Origin of the sequence: Chromobacterium sp. S0633 (genome assembly GCF_024158805.1) — a bacterium.
Lineage (GTDB): Bacteria > Pseudomonadota > Gammaproteobacteria > Burkholderiales > Chromobacteriaceae > Chromobacterium.
In genome coordinates, this window is the sequence record NZ_JAMZGH010000072.1 from 1 (window position 1) to 16,469 (window position 16,469).

15 protein-coding genes are annotated in these 16,469 nt (G+C 66.1%); 14 read left to right on the top strand and 1 reads right to left on the bottom strand.

Going from position 1 to position 16,469, the window contains the following annotated elements:
- The 4 genes from NK214_RS23775 to NK214_RS23790 all read left to right on the top strand — a co-directional run.
- A partial coding sequence (locus NK214_RS23775) for an SPOR domain-containing protein (RefSeq protein ID WP_253315678.1) occupies positions 1–580 on the top strand: 580 nt, incomplete at its 5' end.
- A 5-nt stretch (positions 581–585) separates the two neighbouring features.
- Positions 586–1,080 carry a CvpA family protein gene (locus NK214_RS23780; protein ID WP_048415279.1) on the top strand — a complete coding sequence of 165 codons (495 nt, stop codon included), beginning with the start codon at positions 586–588 and terminating at the stop codon, positions 1,078–1,080.
- 106 nt (positions 1,081–1,186) lie between these two features.
- A complete protein-coding gene (gene purF / locus NK214_RS23785; protein ID WP_253315679.1) occupies positions 1,187–2,722 on the top strand; it encodes an amidophosphoribosyltransferase in 1,536 nt (511 codons plus the stop codon).
- A 271-nt stretch (positions 2,723–2,993) separates the two neighbouring features.
- Positions 2,994–3,392, top strand: coding sequence for a hypothetical protein (locus NK214_RS23790; protein ID WP_107799084.1), 399 nt, complete (start codon positions 2,994–2,996; stop codon positions 3,390–3,392).
- A gap of 72 nt (positions 3,393–3,464) precedes the next feature.
- On the opposite strand, the gene NK214_RS23795 is transcribed toward NK214_RS23790, so the two are convergent.
- The gene (locus NK214_RS23795; RefSeq protein ID WP_253315680.1) at positions 3,465–3,881 is read right to left on the bottom strand and encodes a hypothetical protein; all 417 of its coding nucleotides are present in this window, start codon (positions 3,879–3,881) and stop codon (positions 3,465–3,467) included.
- A gap of 513 nt (positions 3,882–4,394) precedes the next feature.
- Here NK214_RS23795 and NK214_RS23800 point away from each other — a divergent pair.
- The 10 genes from NK214_RS23800 to NK214_RS23845 all read left to right on the top strand — a co-directional run.
- Positions 4,395–5,531: a DUF4158 domain-containing protein gene (locus NK214_RS23800; RefSeq protein WP_253315681.1), complete on the top strand. Its 1,137-nt coding sequence runs from the start codon at positions 4,395–4,397 to the stop codon at positions 5,529–5,531.
- A gap of 1,050 nt (positions 5,532–6,581) precedes the next feature.
- Complete coding sequence (locus tag NK214_RS23805) at positions 6,582–7,517, top strand: type VI secretion system ImpA family N-terminal domain-containing protein (RefSeq protein ID WP_253315682.1); 936 nt, start codon at positions 6,582–6,584, stop codon at positions 7,515–7,517.
- 30 nt (positions 7,518–7,547) lie between these two features.
- Positions 7,548–8,072 (top strand): type VI secretion system contractile sheath small subunit, encoded by a 525-nt coding sequence (tssB, locus tag NK214_RS23810; protein WP_107799086.1) that lies wholly within the window; start codon positions 7,548–7,550, stop codon positions 8,070–8,072.
- On the top strand, positions 8,069–9,580 hold the full coding sequence (tssC, locus tag NK214_RS23815; RefSeq protein WP_107799087.1) for a type VI secretion system contractile sheath large subunit: 1,512 nt from the start codon (positions 8,069–8,071) through the stop codon (positions 9,578–9,580). Before tssB ends, tssC begins: the two co-directional genes overlap by 4 nt.
- A gap of 177 nt (positions 9,581–9,757) precedes the next feature.
- Positions 9,758–10,285, top strand: a complete 528-nt coding sequence (locus NK214_RS23820; RefSeq protein WP_039755389.1) for a type VI secretion system tube protein Hcp — start codon at positions 9,758–9,760, stop codon at positions 10,283–10,285.
- Positions 10,286–10,360: 75 nt separating this feature from the next.
- Complete coding sequence (locus NK214_RS23825; RefSeq protein WP_107799088.1) at positions 10,361–10,807, top strand: GPW/gp25 family protein; 447 nt, start codon at positions 10,361–10,363, stop codon at positions 10,805–10,807.
- Entirely contained in the window at positions 10,804–12,666 is a 1,863-nt protein-coding gene (tssF, locus tag NK214_RS23830) for a type VI secretion system baseplate subunit TssF (protein WP_253315683.1), read from the top strand. Before NK214_RS23825 ends, tssF begins: the two co-directional genes overlap by 4 nt.
- Positions 12,663–13,643, top strand: a complete 981-nt coding sequence (locus NK214_RS23835; protein ID WP_107799090.1) for a type VI secretion system baseplate subunit TssG — start codon at positions 12,663–12,665, stop codon at positions 13,641–13,643. Before tssF ends, NK214_RS23835 begins: the two co-directional genes overlap by 4 nt.
- On the top strand, positions 13,640–16,270 hold the full coding sequence (gene tssH, locus NK214_RS23840) for a type VI secretion system ATPase TssH (RefSeq protein ID WP_371926313.1): 2,631 nt from the start codon (positions 13,640–13,642) through the stop codon (positions 16,268–16,270). The genes NK214_RS23835 and tssH overlap by 4 nt, the downstream gene beginning before the upstream one ends.
- The coding region (locus NK214_RS23845; RefSeq protein WP_253315685.1) for a hypothetical protein at positions 16,261–16,469 on the top strand (209 nt) is incomplete at its 3' end. The genes tssH and NK214_RS23845, both read left to right, overlap by 10 nt.

Below are 16,469 nucleotides of genomic sequence, written 5' to 3' on the forward strand. Positions count from 1 at the left end.
GTCCGCGGCCTCCGCCGCGCTGGCCGAAGTCTCGCCCGCGGCCAAGCCCGGCGCCACCGAACTGGCGGCCAATCTGTCCACGATGACGCCGGCGATGCCGGCCGCGCAGCCGGCCCCCGCGGCGAAACCCGAGCCCAAGCCGGAAGTCAAACCGGAGCCCAAGCCGGAGGCCAAGCCCAAACCCGAACACAAGCCGGAGCCGAAACCGGCCAAGCCCGAGCATAAAAAGCCCGAAATCAAGCTGGACGAAAAGCCGGCCCGCAAGCCGGACCCGGCGGCTATCCTGGAAGGACGCTTCGATTCGCTGGACAAGCCGGCGGCGAAGAAAGAGGAGCCGGCGGCCAAGGGCGAGAGCAAATCGGTGATCCAGCTGGCGGCGCTGTCGGACCCGGACAAGGCCGACGCCTTGAAGTCCAAGCTGTCGTCGATAGGCGTGTCCGCTCATTTCAGCAAGGTGCAGACCAGCAAGGGCGAGGTGACCCGGGTGCGGGTGGGCCCGTTCAACAGCCGCGCCGAGGCGCAAGCCACCTTGCAGAAGCTGGCCAAGGCCGGCGTTAACGGCATTATCGTGACCAAGTAGCCGTCATGACCATCTTCGACTATATTGCCATCGCCATCATCGCCGGTTCCATCCTGGTGGCGATGATGCGCGGCCTGGTGGCCGAAGTGCTGTCGCTGGGCTCCTGGCTGATCGCCTTCTGGTGCGCCAAGCAGTTTTCGCCGGTGGTGTCGGCGTTCCTGCCCGGCGAATTGAGTTCGGAAGGCTTGCGGCTGGTGGCCGGTTTCGTGGCGGTGTTTTTCCTGGCCTGGCTGGCCACGGCCTTGCTGCGGGTCACGCTGACCGGCATGCTGGACAGCGTGGGGCTGGGCGGAGTCAATCGATTGTTCGGGGCGGTGTTCGGCCTGGCTCGCGGGCTGGTGCTGGTGACGGCCCTGGTTTTGGTGGGCGGCTTGAGCGATCTGCCGCGACAACCCATGTGGAGGAATGCCGTGCTCTCGGCGCCATTTGAATCGGTGGCCTTATCATTAAGGCCCTGGTTACCGGCGATGCTGGCCGATAACCTCCACTACACCGGGTAGCTGGTGAACAAGGCGGAATATCTTGATATCTTCACTTCAAGATTCCGCCTTTTTCTTTGTCTTGTTTTTTTGTCCGTTTCTTTAGTAGTAGGGAAGAGAGCAAAAGATGTGTGGAATTCTAGGCGTGGTCGGTCAGGCTCCGGTCAACCAGTTGCTGTATGACGGTTTGCAGGTGCTGCAACATCGAGGTCAGGACGCCGCCGGCATCGTGACCGCCAATGGCAAGACCTTTCACATGCACAAGGGCAGCGGCATGGTGCGCGACGTGTTCCGCACGCGCAATATGCGTTCCCTATTGGGCGCGGCCGGCATCGCCCATGTGCGCTATCCCACCGCCGGCTCCGCCTCCTGCCTGGCCGAGGCGCAGCCGTTCTACGTCAACTCGCCGTTCGGCATCGTGCTGGCGCACAACGGCAACCTGACCAATACCGAAGAGCTCAAGGCGGACATGTTCCGCCACGATCTGCGCCACATCAACACCAACTCCGATTCCGAGGTGTTGTTGAACGTGTTCGCTCATGAGCTGACCCAGCGCCTCAGCGCCAACGAATTGAGCGTGGACGCGGTGTTCGGCGCCATCGAGGCGGTGCACCGCCGCGTGCGCGGCGCTTACGCGGTGGTGGCGATGATCGCCGGCTACGGCCTGGTGGCCTTCCGCGACCCCAACGGCATCCGCCCGCTGGTGATAGGCACTTGCGTCAACAGCGGCAAGACCGAATACATGTTCGCGTCGGAATCCGTGGCGCTGGACTGTTCCGGTTTCAGCCTGCTGCGCGACGTGCAGCCGGGCGAGGGCATCTTCGTCAGCTTCGACGGCGAATTCCACGCCCGCAGCTGCGCCAGCGACACCCGCCACGCGCCTTGCCTGTTCGAATACGTGTACTTCGCGCGCCCGGATTCGGTGATAGACGGCGCTTCGGTTTACCAGGCGCGCATCGTGATGGGCGAAAAGCTGGCCGAGAAAATCCGCCGCGCCTTGCCGGAGCTGGACATCGACGTGGTGATGCCCATCCCGGACACCAGTCGCCCCAGCGCGCTGCAGCTGGCCAACCACCTGGGCCTGCCGTACCGCGAGGGCTTCATCAAGAACCGCTACATCGGCCGCACCTTCATCATGCCGGGCCAGGCGGTGCGCAAGAAATCGGTGCGCCAGAAGCTGAACCCGGTGGCCTGCGAATTCAAGGGCCGCAATGTGCTGCTGGTGGACGATTCCATCGTGCGCGGCACCACGTCCAAGGAAATCGTGCAGATGGCGCGCGACGCCGGCGCCAAGAAAGTGTATTTCGCCTCGGCCGCTCCGGCGGTGCGCTTCCCCAACGTCTACGGCATCGACATGCCGACGCGGGCGGAACTGCTGGCCACCGGCCGCGACGAGGCCGAGATCGCGCGCGAGATCGGCGCCGACGCGGTGATCTATCAGGACCTGTCCGCGCTGGAAGAGGCGGTTAGCAGCGTCAACCCCAAGCTGAGCTGCTACGAAACCTCCTGCTTCAACGGCGAATACATCACCGGCGACATCACGCCGGCCTATCTGGACGCGATTGAGGCCGAGCGTCTGGACGGCAAGACCGGAGCGGAGCAGGGCGGCAGCGAACATATGATCGATCTGAACCTGAACGTGGCGGAACAGAATCTAATGTAATAGTGATTTAGCTTCCAAACGGCGGCGGGCAATGCCCGCCGTCTTTTTTTATCCGTTTCCCGACGCAATTTGGCGACAACCGCGCCGGCGATAGCCGGATCCTGCGGTATTTCGCTTGCCAAACCCATTTCCCATATTGAATATTTAATGCCATAAGCCGATAAAAACCCGGCGTGATAAGGCAGCCGCGTAAACTGGTCTAAATTAATATGTATTTAAAACTGTTTACTTGTTAGTCTGCCTTTGACGCGCCTGATATTGAGGAGTGGATATGGATGACATTCTGGAGATGCTGGTTGCGCGGCAAGCCGCGCTGGAGAGGATTATCGAAGGCCTGGTGCTGACCATGAACCAAAGCGGCACCATCAAGCTGCAGGATTATCTGAAGATAGGGCAGCTGATGCGTTTGAACAGCGCGGTCACGGATTCCATCGACGTGTCCGACAGCCTGCGCCGCATCAACGCGCGCTTGCAGACGCATGCGCAGGGCGGGCTGGATTCGATGAACGCCCTGTTGCGGGAAACCATGCTGTTCGCCCAGGCGGCACCGCCGCAGCGCGACGCGCTGCAGCAGGGTCTGGGCGCGAAGGCCTCGCTGGAAATCAGCGCGCAACTGGAGGAATTGTTGCAGCGGCGCGCGCGGCGGCCGCGCAAACCCACCCGGGCCTAGCGCCGCGCGAGCGGAAGGAGCGCCCCGCCTCGCGAGCGCTCGTCCGCCGCGCGAGGCGGACTTTGCCGGTTTTCAAGGCAGGCGAGCAGGCGGCGCGTCGCCCGCCGGCGCCAGCCGCAGATAGGACGCGCGGGACGGGTCCTGGCGGTCCACCATGACTTCCACCCGTTCGCCGGCGCGCGGCATATTGCCCAGATCTATCAGTTGTTCAATCGTCAGTTCCCGGCTGAAGCCGTCCTGCCACACCCTCAACTCCAATCGCATCATCGGCACCTGGTTCACCTGCAGGCCGGTTTGCCGGATCGACAAGACGTCGGCGTTGAGACGGACGCCGTCTTTCACGCTTTCTCGCTGCCAGGGACCGGACAGTCCGCGCAATTGCGAGGTCCAGTCGAAAGAGCGAAACAGCAGAAAGCCGGTAATGGCCAGCGACAACACGGTGACTCCTATCGACAGGAGCACGGAAAAACGGATCCAGGACTCGAACATCGGCGTCTTCCTTGCAAGGCGTGGGCGGCGTCGGACCGGCGGCCCGCTTCGCGCGCGAAACTGACAATATTAAGCACTTTATGGAAGCATGGGATTCGTTTGGAATGACAGAAGTTCCCGTCTTTCCCGCGGAGAGCGCGCGGCGCGCGCCCTTATGCGGTGATTCTAATCGCCCATCGGCTATTTTTACCCGGACTTACCATGGCAAAAATAAATACATTGGCATTTTATGGGGGTGGAAACCTTTGTCGTGTGACTAATTCACTATTCAAATTAAGAAATCGGCATATTTCCGGGAACTACCGCAAATGCGGTCCATCACAAAGTAATGCTTACCAGTGAAGCAACTTGAACTTCATAATGTTTTAGTTAGCCCTTTCGTCGGCGGACATGGCCGGCAAAGGGCGTCACCGGCTCCAGTGCCGCCGTCAGAGCGGTGGAGCCCAAGCGAGGCAGCCGGCCCGCAGAAACGCCGGCGCTTCGCGCATTGGCCAAGGCCAGGGGAAGAGAACTATGCCGAGACGTCCGTTGCTCTCGCCGCCAGAGCGCGCCAGCTTGCTGGAGCCTCCAGACGACGAATACGAGTTAGATCAGTTAACCGCCTTCAGCGAACAGGATTTCGCCTTGATCCAGCAGCACCGCGGCAGCGCCAACCGCTTGGGCGTGGCCGTGCTGCTGTGCTATCTGCGCCATCCCGGCATCGCGCTGGACGAGGGCTGCCAGCCCGCACCACGTTTGTTGCGGCGGGTGGCGGCCGCGCTGGGCGCGCGCGAGGAGGACTGGGAACGCTACGCCACCCGCGATCAGACCCGGCGCGAGCATCTGGTCAAACTCTACGCCTATCTGGGATTGAGGCCGTACCGGGCCGAGGACGGCCAGGCGGTCTTGCGCCACCTGGCCCGGCTGGCCACTCAAACCGATCAGCCGCTGTGCCTAGCGCAGGCCATGGTGTCCTGGCTGCGCCAGAGGCGCATCGTGCTGCCGGCCATAGGCGTGATTGACCGCAGTTGCGCGGCGGCGCTGACCCTGGGATCGCGTCAAGTCTACTCCCGGCTCAACGAGGCCTTGAGCGCCTGCCAGCGCCAACGGCTGGACGCCCTGCTGGAACTGCGGGAGGGCGGCAAGCTGACGACGCTGGCCTGGCTGCGGCTGAACGCGGACCGCGCGCGCGGCGCGGCGCCGCAGCTGGAGCGCTTGCAAGTGGTGGAAGCGCTGGCCTTGCCGGCCCACCTGACTCAGTTGGTGGGGCCGGGGCGGATGCAGGAATTGGCCCGCGCCGGCGACGGCATGAGCTGCCATGATCTGGCCGAACTGGAGCCGCCGCGGCGCATGGCCACCCTGGTGGCCATCGTGTTGCAGGCGCGCGCGGCCCTGCTGCGCATGTTGCAGAACCTGGAAAAACTGAAGGCGATTGACGCTTTGTCGCTGCCCGCCGGTTTGCAGAATCTGGTGTCGCAACAGAGGCTGGGCAGGCTGGCGGCCGAGGGCCGGCAGATGAAGCCCAAGGATCTGGCCAAGCTGGAGCCGCGCCGGCGTATGGCCACCTTATTGGCCCTGGTGCTGGAGCTGCGCGCCGCCCTGGTCAAGGAAATCCTCGATCTGCGCGAACGCCTGGTGGGCAAAACGCTGGAGGCCGGCGAACTGATGTGATCCGGCTTGAACGCGCGGCGGCGATGTGCCGCGGCGCAAGCGAAATGAATGAAAATCGCTGAATCCTAAACCCCGTCATTGACGGGGTTTATTTTTTTTAGCGCGTCCAGGATATTTAATAAAAATTACTAAACGGTTACAAAATTAAACAATCGTTTATTTTATTGCCGATCATTAGGGAAAACCCTGATCTTGTTTTTGATTTATGCAAATAAGGCGCGCGGACATGCTGGACTATCTAAATATGCTAACGTGCGGAAAAAGCATTATTCCCAATGCCTGGGTTTTGTGTATCAAATGCAACAAAGTTTGAGCAAAATGTGAATTTGCACTTTCCACGTTTTAGCCGCTTAAGATCCGTCTTTCCATGATTTATTAAGTCTTGGCTTAATAAAATCGCCATTTGCGCATAAGCGTTTTAGAAAATAGACGGCTTATGCCAATTTACACCAAACAAGTCTCGGCATTAAAAACTTTTCTCCAAATTGTCCTAATAAGTATGTGTTTTGCACATTGTCCGCCGCCTGGATCGCTTCTTTGATCCGGCAAGCCGCGCCGACGAGCGCGCGGCGCGCCGCGACTGGCGCCGCCGTGCTTGCGCACTCACCGAGCATCGCGCGGTCGCGGCCGATATTCGCTAAAAATGCAAATAAAATCTTGCGCTTGCGATTGCCGAGCTTATTTTATCGGCGGGCCTTGAAAATCGACGCCGATTAAGCCGGCCGCCGCGTCAAACTCAGCGTCTTCCTTCCGTATTCTGCTCTGCCGCAAGCCATTCTTCCGGCTGCGCGCTTAACTATTTCCCCAAGTCCTTGCATGCGCGGCCGTCATGAAAAATGGTTTATGCATTTGTATTGCCGTGCGGTTTCGCCCCGTTTCCCCGGTGTTTACCGGTAAACCCGCCGCCGGGCGTTTATTTGGACAGACTCAAGCGTTTGCTTATAACTTTGTTCTCGAGTTTTTGTGAAAGCGCGCCAGCCGTTTATCGGCGCCTTATTCAAAACATTGAGGCGGGCCGGGCAGGGCCGCCGTTGGAAGCAAACTTTCGTCATGAACGCTGAAACCATGAACCACGCCATCGCCGATATCGCCTTGCCGGACACCCCGGCTGCGGAAGAGCTGGATTTCGACGCGGACTTCGCCCGCGTCGACGCCGCGATCTGCGAATACGACGCGGTGGGCCAGGTGCCTTTGCGCAAGGGCGCGGAGCCCTTCCACTGGACCAGCGTGGAAAGCGCCTGCTGCGGCCTGCTTGGCAAGGCCGCGGATGTGCGGGTTGGCGTTTGGCTGCTGCGCGCGGCGCTGGCCCAGCGCGGTCTGGCCGGGGCGGCGGAAGGACTGGCGGCGCTGGCCGCGATCGCGGCGCAGCCGCTGGAAAACATCCGGCCGGCCGGGCAGCCGGACGCGCCGGCGGGTGAAACCCACGCGCTGCATCTGGCCTGGCTGTGCGGGCCGGCCTTCCTGCATCAGCTGGCGCACAGCCGGCTGAGCGCGGACAGCGAGCTGCGCGTCGGCCAATTGGCCAAGGACCCGGCCGCCGCGCCGCCGGCGGAGCGCGAGCGGGCGTTGCGGGATCTGTCCCGGCTGCGCGCCGGACTGGCCGGTTTGACGGATTTGAGCGAGCGCGAAGGCTTTGCAGAGCAGTTTGACTGCGCCGGTCTGCACGCCTTGCTGGATGAGCTGGAAGCGGCGCTGACGCCGATGCTTGCCGCGGTCCCCGCAGAAGCGCCCGTCTTGAGCGAGGCCGCCCCGGCGGCGCGCGCGTTGCCGGCCGGCGCCTTGAACAGCCGCGAGGAGGTGGCGGCGGCGCTGGACTTGATCGTCGCGTATTTCCGCGAGCACGAGCCCGGGCACCCGGCGCCCATCTTTCTGCTGCGCGCCAAGCGGATGTTGGGCGCGGGCTTTGAGGAGTTGATGGCGGAGCTGTTCGCCGAATCGGATGCGCTGGTGGCGAAATTGGATCGCCCCCGGCCTTTACAAGGGTAGTCAAGCAATATCAGGGAAAGGACATATGCCATGGCGCGACAGAAGGATGCGCAGAAGTTCATCGGGGAAAGCCGTGCGCCCCGCGTGCAGATCGAATACGACGTGGAAGTCTACGGTTCGCAGAAAAAGGTGGAACTGCCTTTTGTAGCCGGGGTGTTGGCGGACTTGTCCGGCGACAACATCGAAGCGCTGGGCGCGGTGGAGGACCGCCGTTTCACCGAGATCGACGTGGAGAACTTCGACTTGCGGATGGCGCAGATCGCGCCGGAACTCAGCTACCACGTGAAGAACGTGATCACCGATGACGGAACCTTGATCCCGATCGACTTGAGCTTCGACTCCATGGAGTCCTTCGAGCCGGCCGAGGTGGTGAAGAAAATCCCCGAGCTGGCGGTGCTGTTGGACGCGCGCAGCCAGTTGAAGGAATTGTTGACTTATATGGACGGCAAGGTGGCGGCCGAGGAGTTGATCGAGCAGCTGCTGAAGGACCTGCATCTGCCCGCGGACGACGCCGCGGCGGGCGAGGCGGCCCAGGCCGACGGGGAGGCGAGATGAGCACCCATGCCGAGATGCAGGCGCCGGCCGCGGCCGGCCAGACCGAAACCACGGTGGACGACGGCCTGAAGGACATCCTGCGCCGCTCGTTCCGGCCGCGCACCAATGAGGCCGCCGAGGCGGTGCAAAGCGCGGTGCAGACCTTGCTGGCCTATGCGCGCCGCAGCCGGGTGGTGGTGCGCGAGGACGTGGCGCAGACGGTGGAGCAATTGGTGGCCGAGCTGGACCGCAAGATTTCGGAACAGCTGACCCTGGTCTTGCACAACGAGCACTTCCAAAAACTGGAAGGCGCCTGGCGCGGCCTGCACTACCTGGTGTCCAACACCGACACCACCGAGAATCTGAAGATCCGCTACCTGAACGTCTCCAAGAAAGAGCTGGGCAAGACCCTGCGCCGCTACAAGGGCGTGGTCTGGGACCAGAGCCCCATCTTCAAGATGATTTACGAGCAGGAGTACGGTCAGTTCGGCGGCGAGCCCTTCGGCTGCCTGGTGGGCGATTATCACTTCGACCACAGCGCGCAGGACGTGGCCTTGCTGACCGAGATGTCCAAGATCGCCGCCGCCGCGCACACGCCTTTCATCTCCGCCGCCGCGCCCAGCTTGTTGCAGATGGACGACTGGAGCGAGCTGGGCAATCCGCGCGACGTGTCCAAGATCTTCACCGCCACCGAATACGCGTTCTGGCGCCGGCTGCGGGAAAGCAACGATTCGCGCTACCTGGCGCTGACCTTGCCGCGCTTCCTGGCGCGGGTGCCTTACGGGCCCAAGACCCAGCCGATAGAGGAGTTCGGCTTCGAGGAGAAGGTGGACCCCAACCGCGCTAGCGATTTTTGCTGGGCCAATTCCGCCTACGCGATGGCCGCCAACATCACCCGCGCCTTCAGCACCTACGGCTGGTGCACCAAGATCCGCGGCGTGGAGTCCGGCGGCGCGGTGGAGGTGCTGCCCAAATTCGTGCTGCCCTCGCAGGACAAGGAAGTGGAGCTGCATTGCCCCACCGAGATCGCCATCTCCGACCGCCGCGAGCACGAGCTGTCCGAATCCGGCCTGATGCCGCTGGTTTACCGCAAGAACTCGGACATGGCGGCCTTCATCGGCGCCAAGACCGTGCACCGGCCGGCGGTGTACGAGGACGACGACGCCACCGCCAACGCCAATCTGTCCTCGCGCCTGCCTTATATCTTCGCCACCTGCCGCTTCGCTCATTACCTGAAGTGCATCGTGCGCGACAAGATCGGCTCCTTCAAATCGCGGGAAGACACTCAGCGCTGGCTCAACGATTGGCTGATGAACTACGTGGACGGCGATCCCAGCATTTCCAGCGAGGTCACCAAATCCAAGCGCCCGCTGTCCGCGGCCGAGGTGCTGGTGGACGAGCTGCCGGACAACCCCGGCTACTACCGCGCCCAGTTCTTCCTGCGGCCGCACTTCCAGCTGGAAGGCTTGACCGTGTCGCTGCGGCTGGTTTCCAAGCTGCCGTCGGCCAAGCAGGAGGGGGCTCGCTAGCGCGCGGCTCGCTTCCGATAGCCCGTTCATTCACCGCCGCGCTTAGCTTAAGCAAGGCTTGAGCAAGAGCTGACGGCGGCCGGTTTGGCGCGGGGCGGGAACGACCTGAGTCGCCCCGGCGCTTGCATTCCGTTTCAGGTCTGGCTTGTCCATCACTTTTTTTCGGAGTATCGCAACATGGCAAATGCATTGGTTGACTACTTTCTGCAGATTGAAGGAGTCGAGGGGGAATCAACTGACCAGCAGTACTCGGGCCTGATCCAGATCCAGAGCTGGCAATGGGCCGAGGAGAACTCGGGCAAATGGGGCTTCGGCAGCGGCGGCGGCGCCGGCAAGGTGGAAATGAAGGACTTCGAGTTCCGCATGGTCTCGAACAAGGCCTCGCCCAAGCTGTTCCTGATGTGCGCCACCGGCGAACACATCCCGCGCGCCAAGCTGATCTGCCGCAAGTCCGGCAACGGCCAGCAGGACTTCATGATCATCACCTTCGCCAGCGGTCTGGTGTCCTCCTTCCGCACGCTGGGCAATATGCCGTACGCCATCATGGGCCACGGCAGCGGCGATGTGGAAAGCGTGCTGCCCACCGACGAGATCAAGATCAACTTCGCCAAGATCGAGTTCGAATACCGCGAACAGCGCAATGACGGAACCATGGGCGCGGTGATCAAGGCGGGTTACGACCTGAAGCTGAACGCAGCCGTTTAAGCACTATGAGCCGGGACTTTCCGGCCTTCTTTCCTCTCTATCGGGACGGCGTCGCCCAGGCGGCGCCGGGCAGCCATGACGCCACGATTATTCGACCAACTGTCCGCCCGCGCAGGGCGCGAGACGCTCGCCGCCAGCATCGCGCGCGATCTGGCGCATTTGATGAACGCCGCGCTGCGCGGCGCGCGCCTGCCGCTGGCGGCGGGCAGCCAGCTGGAGACTTCGGTGTGGAATTACGGACGGCCGCCGCTGGCGGAGAGAAAGTCGAGCCGGATCGACCCGGCGCGCGTCAGCGCCCACATCCGCGACGCCATCCGCCGCTTCGAGCCGCGGCTGGACCCGGAACGGCTGGAAGTGAGCGCGCGCGCCGGCAGCGGGCCGCAGGCGCGGCAGCTGCTGTATTTCGATGTGGCCGCGGTGACCCGCGACGGCGGCGAAGCGCTGCGGCTCAGCCTGACGCTGGATTATCTGGACGGTTATTTCGGCCTGCCGCGCGCCGCGGAGGCGGGGGCGGCCGGATGAATTTCCTCGATCACTACAATAATGAATTGCGCCATCTGCGCGAGGCCGGCGCGCGTTTCGCCCGCGAGCATCCGCAGATCGCCCCGGCGCTCGGCCTGCGGCCGAACTCGGTCGCCGATCCCTTCGTCGAGCGCCTGCTGGAGGGCGTGGCCTTTCTGTCCGCCCGGGTGCAGACCCGGCTGGATCTGGAGTGCGCGGAATTCGCGCGTCAGGCGCTGGCGCAGGTCTGCCCGCTGTATCTGAGCGCCACGCCGGCGATCAGCAGCTTCGCCTTCCATCCGGACTTCGCCTCGCCGGAAGCCTTCCGCGGCCGCAGCCTGCCGCGCGGCACCCTGATCCAGGCGACCTTGCCGGGTTCGACCCGGCCCATCACCTTCGCCACCGGGCGCGAGGTGACCCTGCTGCCGCTGCGGCTGGAGCGGGCGGAGTGCGGCCGCGGCCTGACCCGGCTGTCCGCCGAGCTGGCGCGGCGGCTGGCCTCGTCCCAGGCCGCCTTGCGCCTGAGCTTCAAACTGGAGGGCACGGTGTCGCTGGGCGATCTGGCCGCGACGGAGGGCGGCGCCAAGCCGCTGCACCTGAGCCTGGCCGGCGATCTGCCGCGCGCTTACGCGCTGCACCGCGCGATGCTGGCCGACGTCGGCGCCTGGTACGCGACGGCCGACGACGGCCGCGGCGGCGAAGTCCTGCTGGAGTTGCCGCTTGGCGGCCTGCGCCTGTCCGCCGCCGACGAGGGCGAGGCCCTGCTGCCGGCCGAGGCGGGCGGCTTGCCGGGCTTGCGCTTGCTGCGCGAATACTTCGCCCAGCCGGCGCGGCTGCTCAGCGTGGAATTGGACGCGCTGGCGGCTTTGGCGGCGCGGGCGCCGTCGGCGCGCGGCTTCGAGCTGATCCTGGCCTTGCGCCAGGCGCCGCTGGACCTGATAGGCGAGGTGGACGCCGGCCAGTTCCGCCTGTTCGCCACCCCGGCGATCAATCTCTATCCCAAGCGCCTGGACCCGGTGCCCTACGATCCGAACCAGACCGAGCAATGGATTCCGGTGGACCGGATGCGGCCGGCCGAACACCACCTGTGGCGCTTGCTGGAAATCAATGTCTGCGACAGCAACGGCCGCTCGCGGGAAGCGCGGCCGGCGCTGGACGCCGGCGGCTACCAGAGCGCCCCGGCGGCGGCGCGCTATTCGCTGCGCCGCGAGCCGGCGCTGCAAAGCGAGGGGCCGCGCCAGGCGCGCCCGGACGCGCTGGGCAGCCATGATCTGATCACCATTTCCGCCTGCGCCGGCGATCTGGGCCTGGACGACATCGCCACCCTGAGCGGGCGCGCGCTGGTGGCGGACCGCGGCTGGCGGCCGGAAGACCTGCCGGCGGCGGAGCTGCGCGCCGAGGGCGGCGCGGTGGCGCGGCTGGAGTGCCTGTGGCCGGCCAGCGCGCCGCGGCCGATTCCGGACCTGGAGCGCTGCTGGCAGGCGGTGGCCCATATCGGCCAGAACCCGTTGAGCCTGCGCGGCGCCGGCCGTCAGGACATCGCCGCGCGGCTGGCGGAGCAGCTGCGGCTGGCCGCGCAGCCGGAACTGGCGCTGGACCGCCAGCGCATAGACAGCCTGAAGGCCGCGCATCTGCAAGCCGGCTTCCTGCCCGCCGGCCGCGGTTCGCCGCAGGCCCTGGTGCGCGCCTCCCTGGTGGACATCGATATCGCCGCCGTGATGCACGCGGACCGCGGCGGCTGGCTGTTCGGCCGGCTGCTGGCCCAGGCGCTGGCCCAGGCGGTCACGCTCAACGACGGCATCGAAGTCAGCCTGAGGCTGGACGGCGAACCGGTCAGCCGGCACGGCAACACCCAACGCGCGGATGGAGAACTGCAATGAAACGACAGCAGATGATCCGGGAGCTTAAGCCGCAGCGCACCTTCTTCGAACTGATGCGCCGCGTGGAAACCTGGCAATGGCGGCTGCCGGACGCCGCCGCGGCGGGTCGGCTGCGGCGCCGGCCGGACTGGCTGGGCCTGGAACAGGCCGCCGACATGCACTTCGCCAGCAGCGAGATCAGCGGGGTGAAGGTGGAAGAGGCGGAGGACGACGCCGCGCCGCGCGTCAGCGTGGTTTGCCGCCATTTCGGCCTGTTCGCGCCCTACGGGCCCTTGCCGCTGCACATCACCGAGCACGCGCTGCACGAGCGCCGGCTGGAACGCAACGCCGCCTTCGAACGCTTCGTCAACCTGGCCTGCGGCGATCTGGCCTGGCTGCACTACGCCGCCCGCGCGGCGATGCATCCGGCGCTGGGCTACGAGCGCGGCCGCCACCCCTTCGCCGAGCGCGTGTCCGCGCTGGCCGGCGCCGCGCCGGAGGCGGAGCCGCTGCTGGACCCGCACGCCGCCGCCTGCCGGCGCAGCCATCCCGGCGCTTATCACGCGCCGCGCCGCTCGCTGGCGGACTTGCAGAAAATCCTGGCCGGCTATTTCGGCGCGCCGGTGCGCTTGTCGCCGCGCCAGGGCCGCTGGATTCCGCTGCGGGAAGGCGCAGGCGGGCCGCGCCGGCTGGGGAGCTGGCGCGTGGGCAGCCGGATCTGGGACGCCCAGCACGCGCTGGACATCACCATAGGGCCGATCGACGCCGCCGAGTTTTCCCGCTGGCGGCGCGGCGCGCCCGCGGTGCTGGCGATGTTCGCCGTCGCCGCAGATTTCGCCGATGGCCGGGCCGCCCCGGTCATCAAGGTCCAGGTCCGCACCCGGCCGGAACTGGCAGGCAAGGTGGGGCGCATGCGCCTGGGGGTGGACGCATGGTCCCGCCCCGGCGTCTCGCTCCGGACTCTCACCGTGTATGAATCTTTCCAGGATCCGCTGTGAACCGAGAACGCATTTTCGGCCGCTTAGGCCCAACCGCATACGACACCTTGGTGGAAGCCACCGCCCTGGGGCGCTCGCGCCGGCACGCGCTGGTGGACCTAGATCATTGGCTGCTTTGCCTGCTGCGCCGCGGCGGCGGCGACGTCGCGCTCTTGCTGGAGGCGCTGGACTGCGAGCCGGCCGCCGCTTTGCAACGCGTGGGCAAGGCGCTGGACGCCGCCGAGGCCGGCGGCGAATCGCTGCGCGACATTTCGCCGGCGCTGGAGCGCAGCGTGGCGCCGGCCATCAGCTGGAGCCAGGTGGCCGCGCCGGCCGCCAAGGTGCGCAGCGGCCATCTCTTGCTGGCCTGGCTGGACGAGGAGCCGACGCGGCGCTGGCTGCAGCATCGCATCGGCCAGGCGCTGGCCAAGCTGTCGCTGGACGATATCGTCGCGCGTTACGAGGCGCTGGCCGGCGCTTGGCCGGAAGCGGCCGACGCGCCCGCCGGAACCGCCGCCCAGGGGGCCGCAGGCGAAGCCGCCGATCCGGCCGCGGTGCTGCGGCAATGGGCGGTCAGCCTGAGCGATCAGGCGGCGGCCGGCGAATTGGACCCGGTGATAGGCCGCGACGCCGAATTGCGCGCGGTGATCGACGTGTTGTCGCGGCGGCGGCAGAACAATCCCATCCTGGTGGGCGAGGCCGGCGTCGGCAAAACCGCGGTGGCCGAGGCACTGGCCCAGCGCATCCATCGCGGCGAAGTGCCGCCGGGCCTGCGCGGCGCGCAGATCTGGGCCTTGGACGTGGCCAGGCTGCAGGCCGGCGCCGGCGCGCGCGGCGAGTTCGAACAGCGGCTGCGCTCGGTGATAGACGCGGTGATCGCCGCGCCGGCGCCCGTCATCCTGTTCTGCGACGAAACCCACACCCTGATCGGCGCCGGCGGCAACGCCGGCACCGGCGACGCCGCCAATCTGATCAAACCGATGCTGGCGCGCGGCCAGCTGCGCATGGTGGCCGCCACCACCTGGTCGGAATACAAGCAGTTCATCGAGCCGGACGCCGCCTTGGTGCGCCGCTTCCAGACCGTGGCCGTGGACGAGCCCGACGACGACACCGCGGTGGACATGCTGCGCATGATCGCGCCGCGCTTCGCCGGCCATCACGGCGTGCGCATCGTCGACGCCGCCTTGCGCGCCGCGGTGACGCTGTCGCGCCGCTATCTGCCGTCGCGGCAGCTGCCGGACAAGGCCATCGGCCTGCTGGACACCGCTTGCGCGCGGGTGGCGATGAGCCAGAGCTGCCAGCCGGCGGCGCTGGACCGGCTGCGCCATCGCGCGATGACGCTGGAGCAGGCGCTGAGCTGGCGCGCCAGCGACGCGCGGCTGGGCCTGGCCGCGCCGGCGGACGGCGCGGAACTGGAAAGGGAGCGCGAGGAAACCGCCGCGCGCGCCGACGCGCTGGACGCGGCCCTGAGCGCGCAGCGCGCCGAGGTGGGCGCCTGGCTGGAGGATCTGGAAACGGGCGGCGCCGATCCGGAGCGGGCCGAGGCCCTGAGCGGGGCCGAACGGCTGGTGCGGCCGTGGGTGGACGCGCAGGCCATCGCCGAAGTGCTGTCGGAATGGACCCAGGTGCCGGTCACCCAGATGGCTCAGGACGAGGCGCGGCGGCTGATGGCGCTGCGCGAAGGGCTGAACCAGCGCATCCAGGGCCAGGAAAGCGGGCTGGACGCCATCGTGGAGGCGCTGCAAGTGGCGCACTCCGGCCTGGGCGATCCGCGGCGGCCGATGGCGGTGATGCTGCTGGCCGGCCCCACCGGCACCGGCAAGAGCCAGACCGCGGCCGAACTGGCACAGGCGCTGTTCGGCGGCGAACGCAATCTCTTGCGCTTCAATATGAACGAATTCCAGGAAGCCCACACCGTGTCCACGCTGAAGGGCGCGCCGCCGGGCTATGTCGGCTACGGCCGAGGCGGCCGCCTGACCGAGGCGGTGCGTAAAAAACCCTACAGCGTGCTCTTGCTGGACGAGTTCGACCGCGCCCATCCGGACGTGCACGAAATGTTCTATCAAGTGTTCGATCAGGGCTGGATGGAAGACGGCGAGGGGCGGCACATCAATTTCCGCAACTGCCTGATCCTGCTGACCAGCAATCTGGGCGACGCCGAGATCGAAGCCGCCTGCGCCGCCGAGCCCGAAGTCTCTCAGTCCCGGCTGGACGCGCTGGCGCGCGAACGCTTGCAGCGCCGCTTCGCGCCGGCCTTGCTGGCGCGGATGCGGGTGGTGGCCTTCCGGCCGCTGGGCGAGCCGGCGCTGGCCGGCATCGCGCGCCAGGCCCTGGACGACATCGGCCAGCGCCTGAGCGCCAACGGCCTGGACTGGCGCGCCGACGCCGAGGCCGCGGACTGGATCGCCCGAGCGGTGGCCAGGCACCCGGCCAGCGGCCGCGCGGTGGGCGATCTATTGCGCCAGCGGGTGATGCCGGCCATCGCCCGCGGCGTGCTGGAAGCGCGCGCCGCCGACCGCGCCCTGCACAGCGTGCGCCTGAGCGCCGCCGAAAAACTGGAACTGATTTTCGACGACGGGGAGGGCGTGCCGCTGCAGCCGGCCGCGCCGGCCGAATCCGCCGCCCCGGGAGAAACCGCATGCGTTTGATCGAATTGCACAGCCTCTTGCTGGACGCGGACAGCGTCGCGTTGAGCTTCAAGGCGGACGAACGCCTGTCGCAGGAACCCAGTTACCAGCTCGACATCGCCTGCGCCGACCCGGCGCTGGACCTGGACGGGCTGCTCGGCTCGCGGCTGACGGTGGACATCGACCTGGGCGACGAGGGCGTCCGGCCTTTCCATTGCCA

Bases quoted from the DNA above. Each gene is read 5' to 3' on its own strand.
- NK214_RS23820 (WP_039755389.1), top strand. From the start codon at position 9,758: ATGGCAAATGCATTGGTTGACTACTTTCTGCAGATTGAAGGAGTCGAG.
- tssF (WP_253315683.1), top strand. From the start codon at position 10,804: ATGAATTTCCTCGATCACTACAATAATGAATTGCGCCATCTGCGCGAG.
- NK214_RS23805 (WP_253315682.1), top strand. From the start codon at position 6,582: ATGAACGCTGAAACCATGAACCACGCCATCGCCGATATCGCCTTGCCG.
- NK214_RS23800 (WP_253315681.1), top strand. From the start codon at position 4,395: ATGCCGAGACGTCCGTTGCTCTCGCCGCCAGAGCGCGCCAGCTTGCTG.
- NK214_RS23795 (WP_253315680.1), bottom strand. From the start codon at position 3,881: ATGTTCGAGTCCTGGATCCGTTTTTCCGTGCTCCTGTCGATAGGAGTC.
- NK214_RS23780 (WP_048415279.1), top strand. From the start codon at position 586: ATGACCATCTTCGACTATATTGCCATCGCCATCATCGCCGGTTCCATC.
- NK214_RS23790 (WP_107799084.1), top strand. From the start codon at position 2,994: ATGGATGACATTCTGGAGATGCTGGTTGCGCGGCAAGCCGCGCTGGAG.
- NK214_RS23835 (WP_107799090.1), top strand. From the start codon at position 12,663: ATGAAACGACAGCAGATGATCCGGGAGCTTAAGCCGCAGCGCACCTTC.
- NK214_RS23825 (WP_107799088.1), top strand. From the start codon at position 10,361: ATGACGCCACGATTATTCGACCAACTGTCCGCCCGCGCAGGGCGCGAG.
- purF (WP_253315679.1), top strand. From the start codon at position 1,187: ATGTGTGGAATTCTAGGCGTGGTCGGTCAGGCTCCGGTCAACCAGTTG.
- tssB (WP_107799086.1), top strand. From the start codon at position 7,548: ATGGCGCGACAGAAGGATGCGCAGAAGTTCATCGGGGAAAGCCGTGCG.
- tssC (WP_107799087.1), top strand. From the start codon at position 8,069: ATGAGCACCCATGCCGAGATGCAGGCGCCGGCCGCGGCCGGCCAGACC.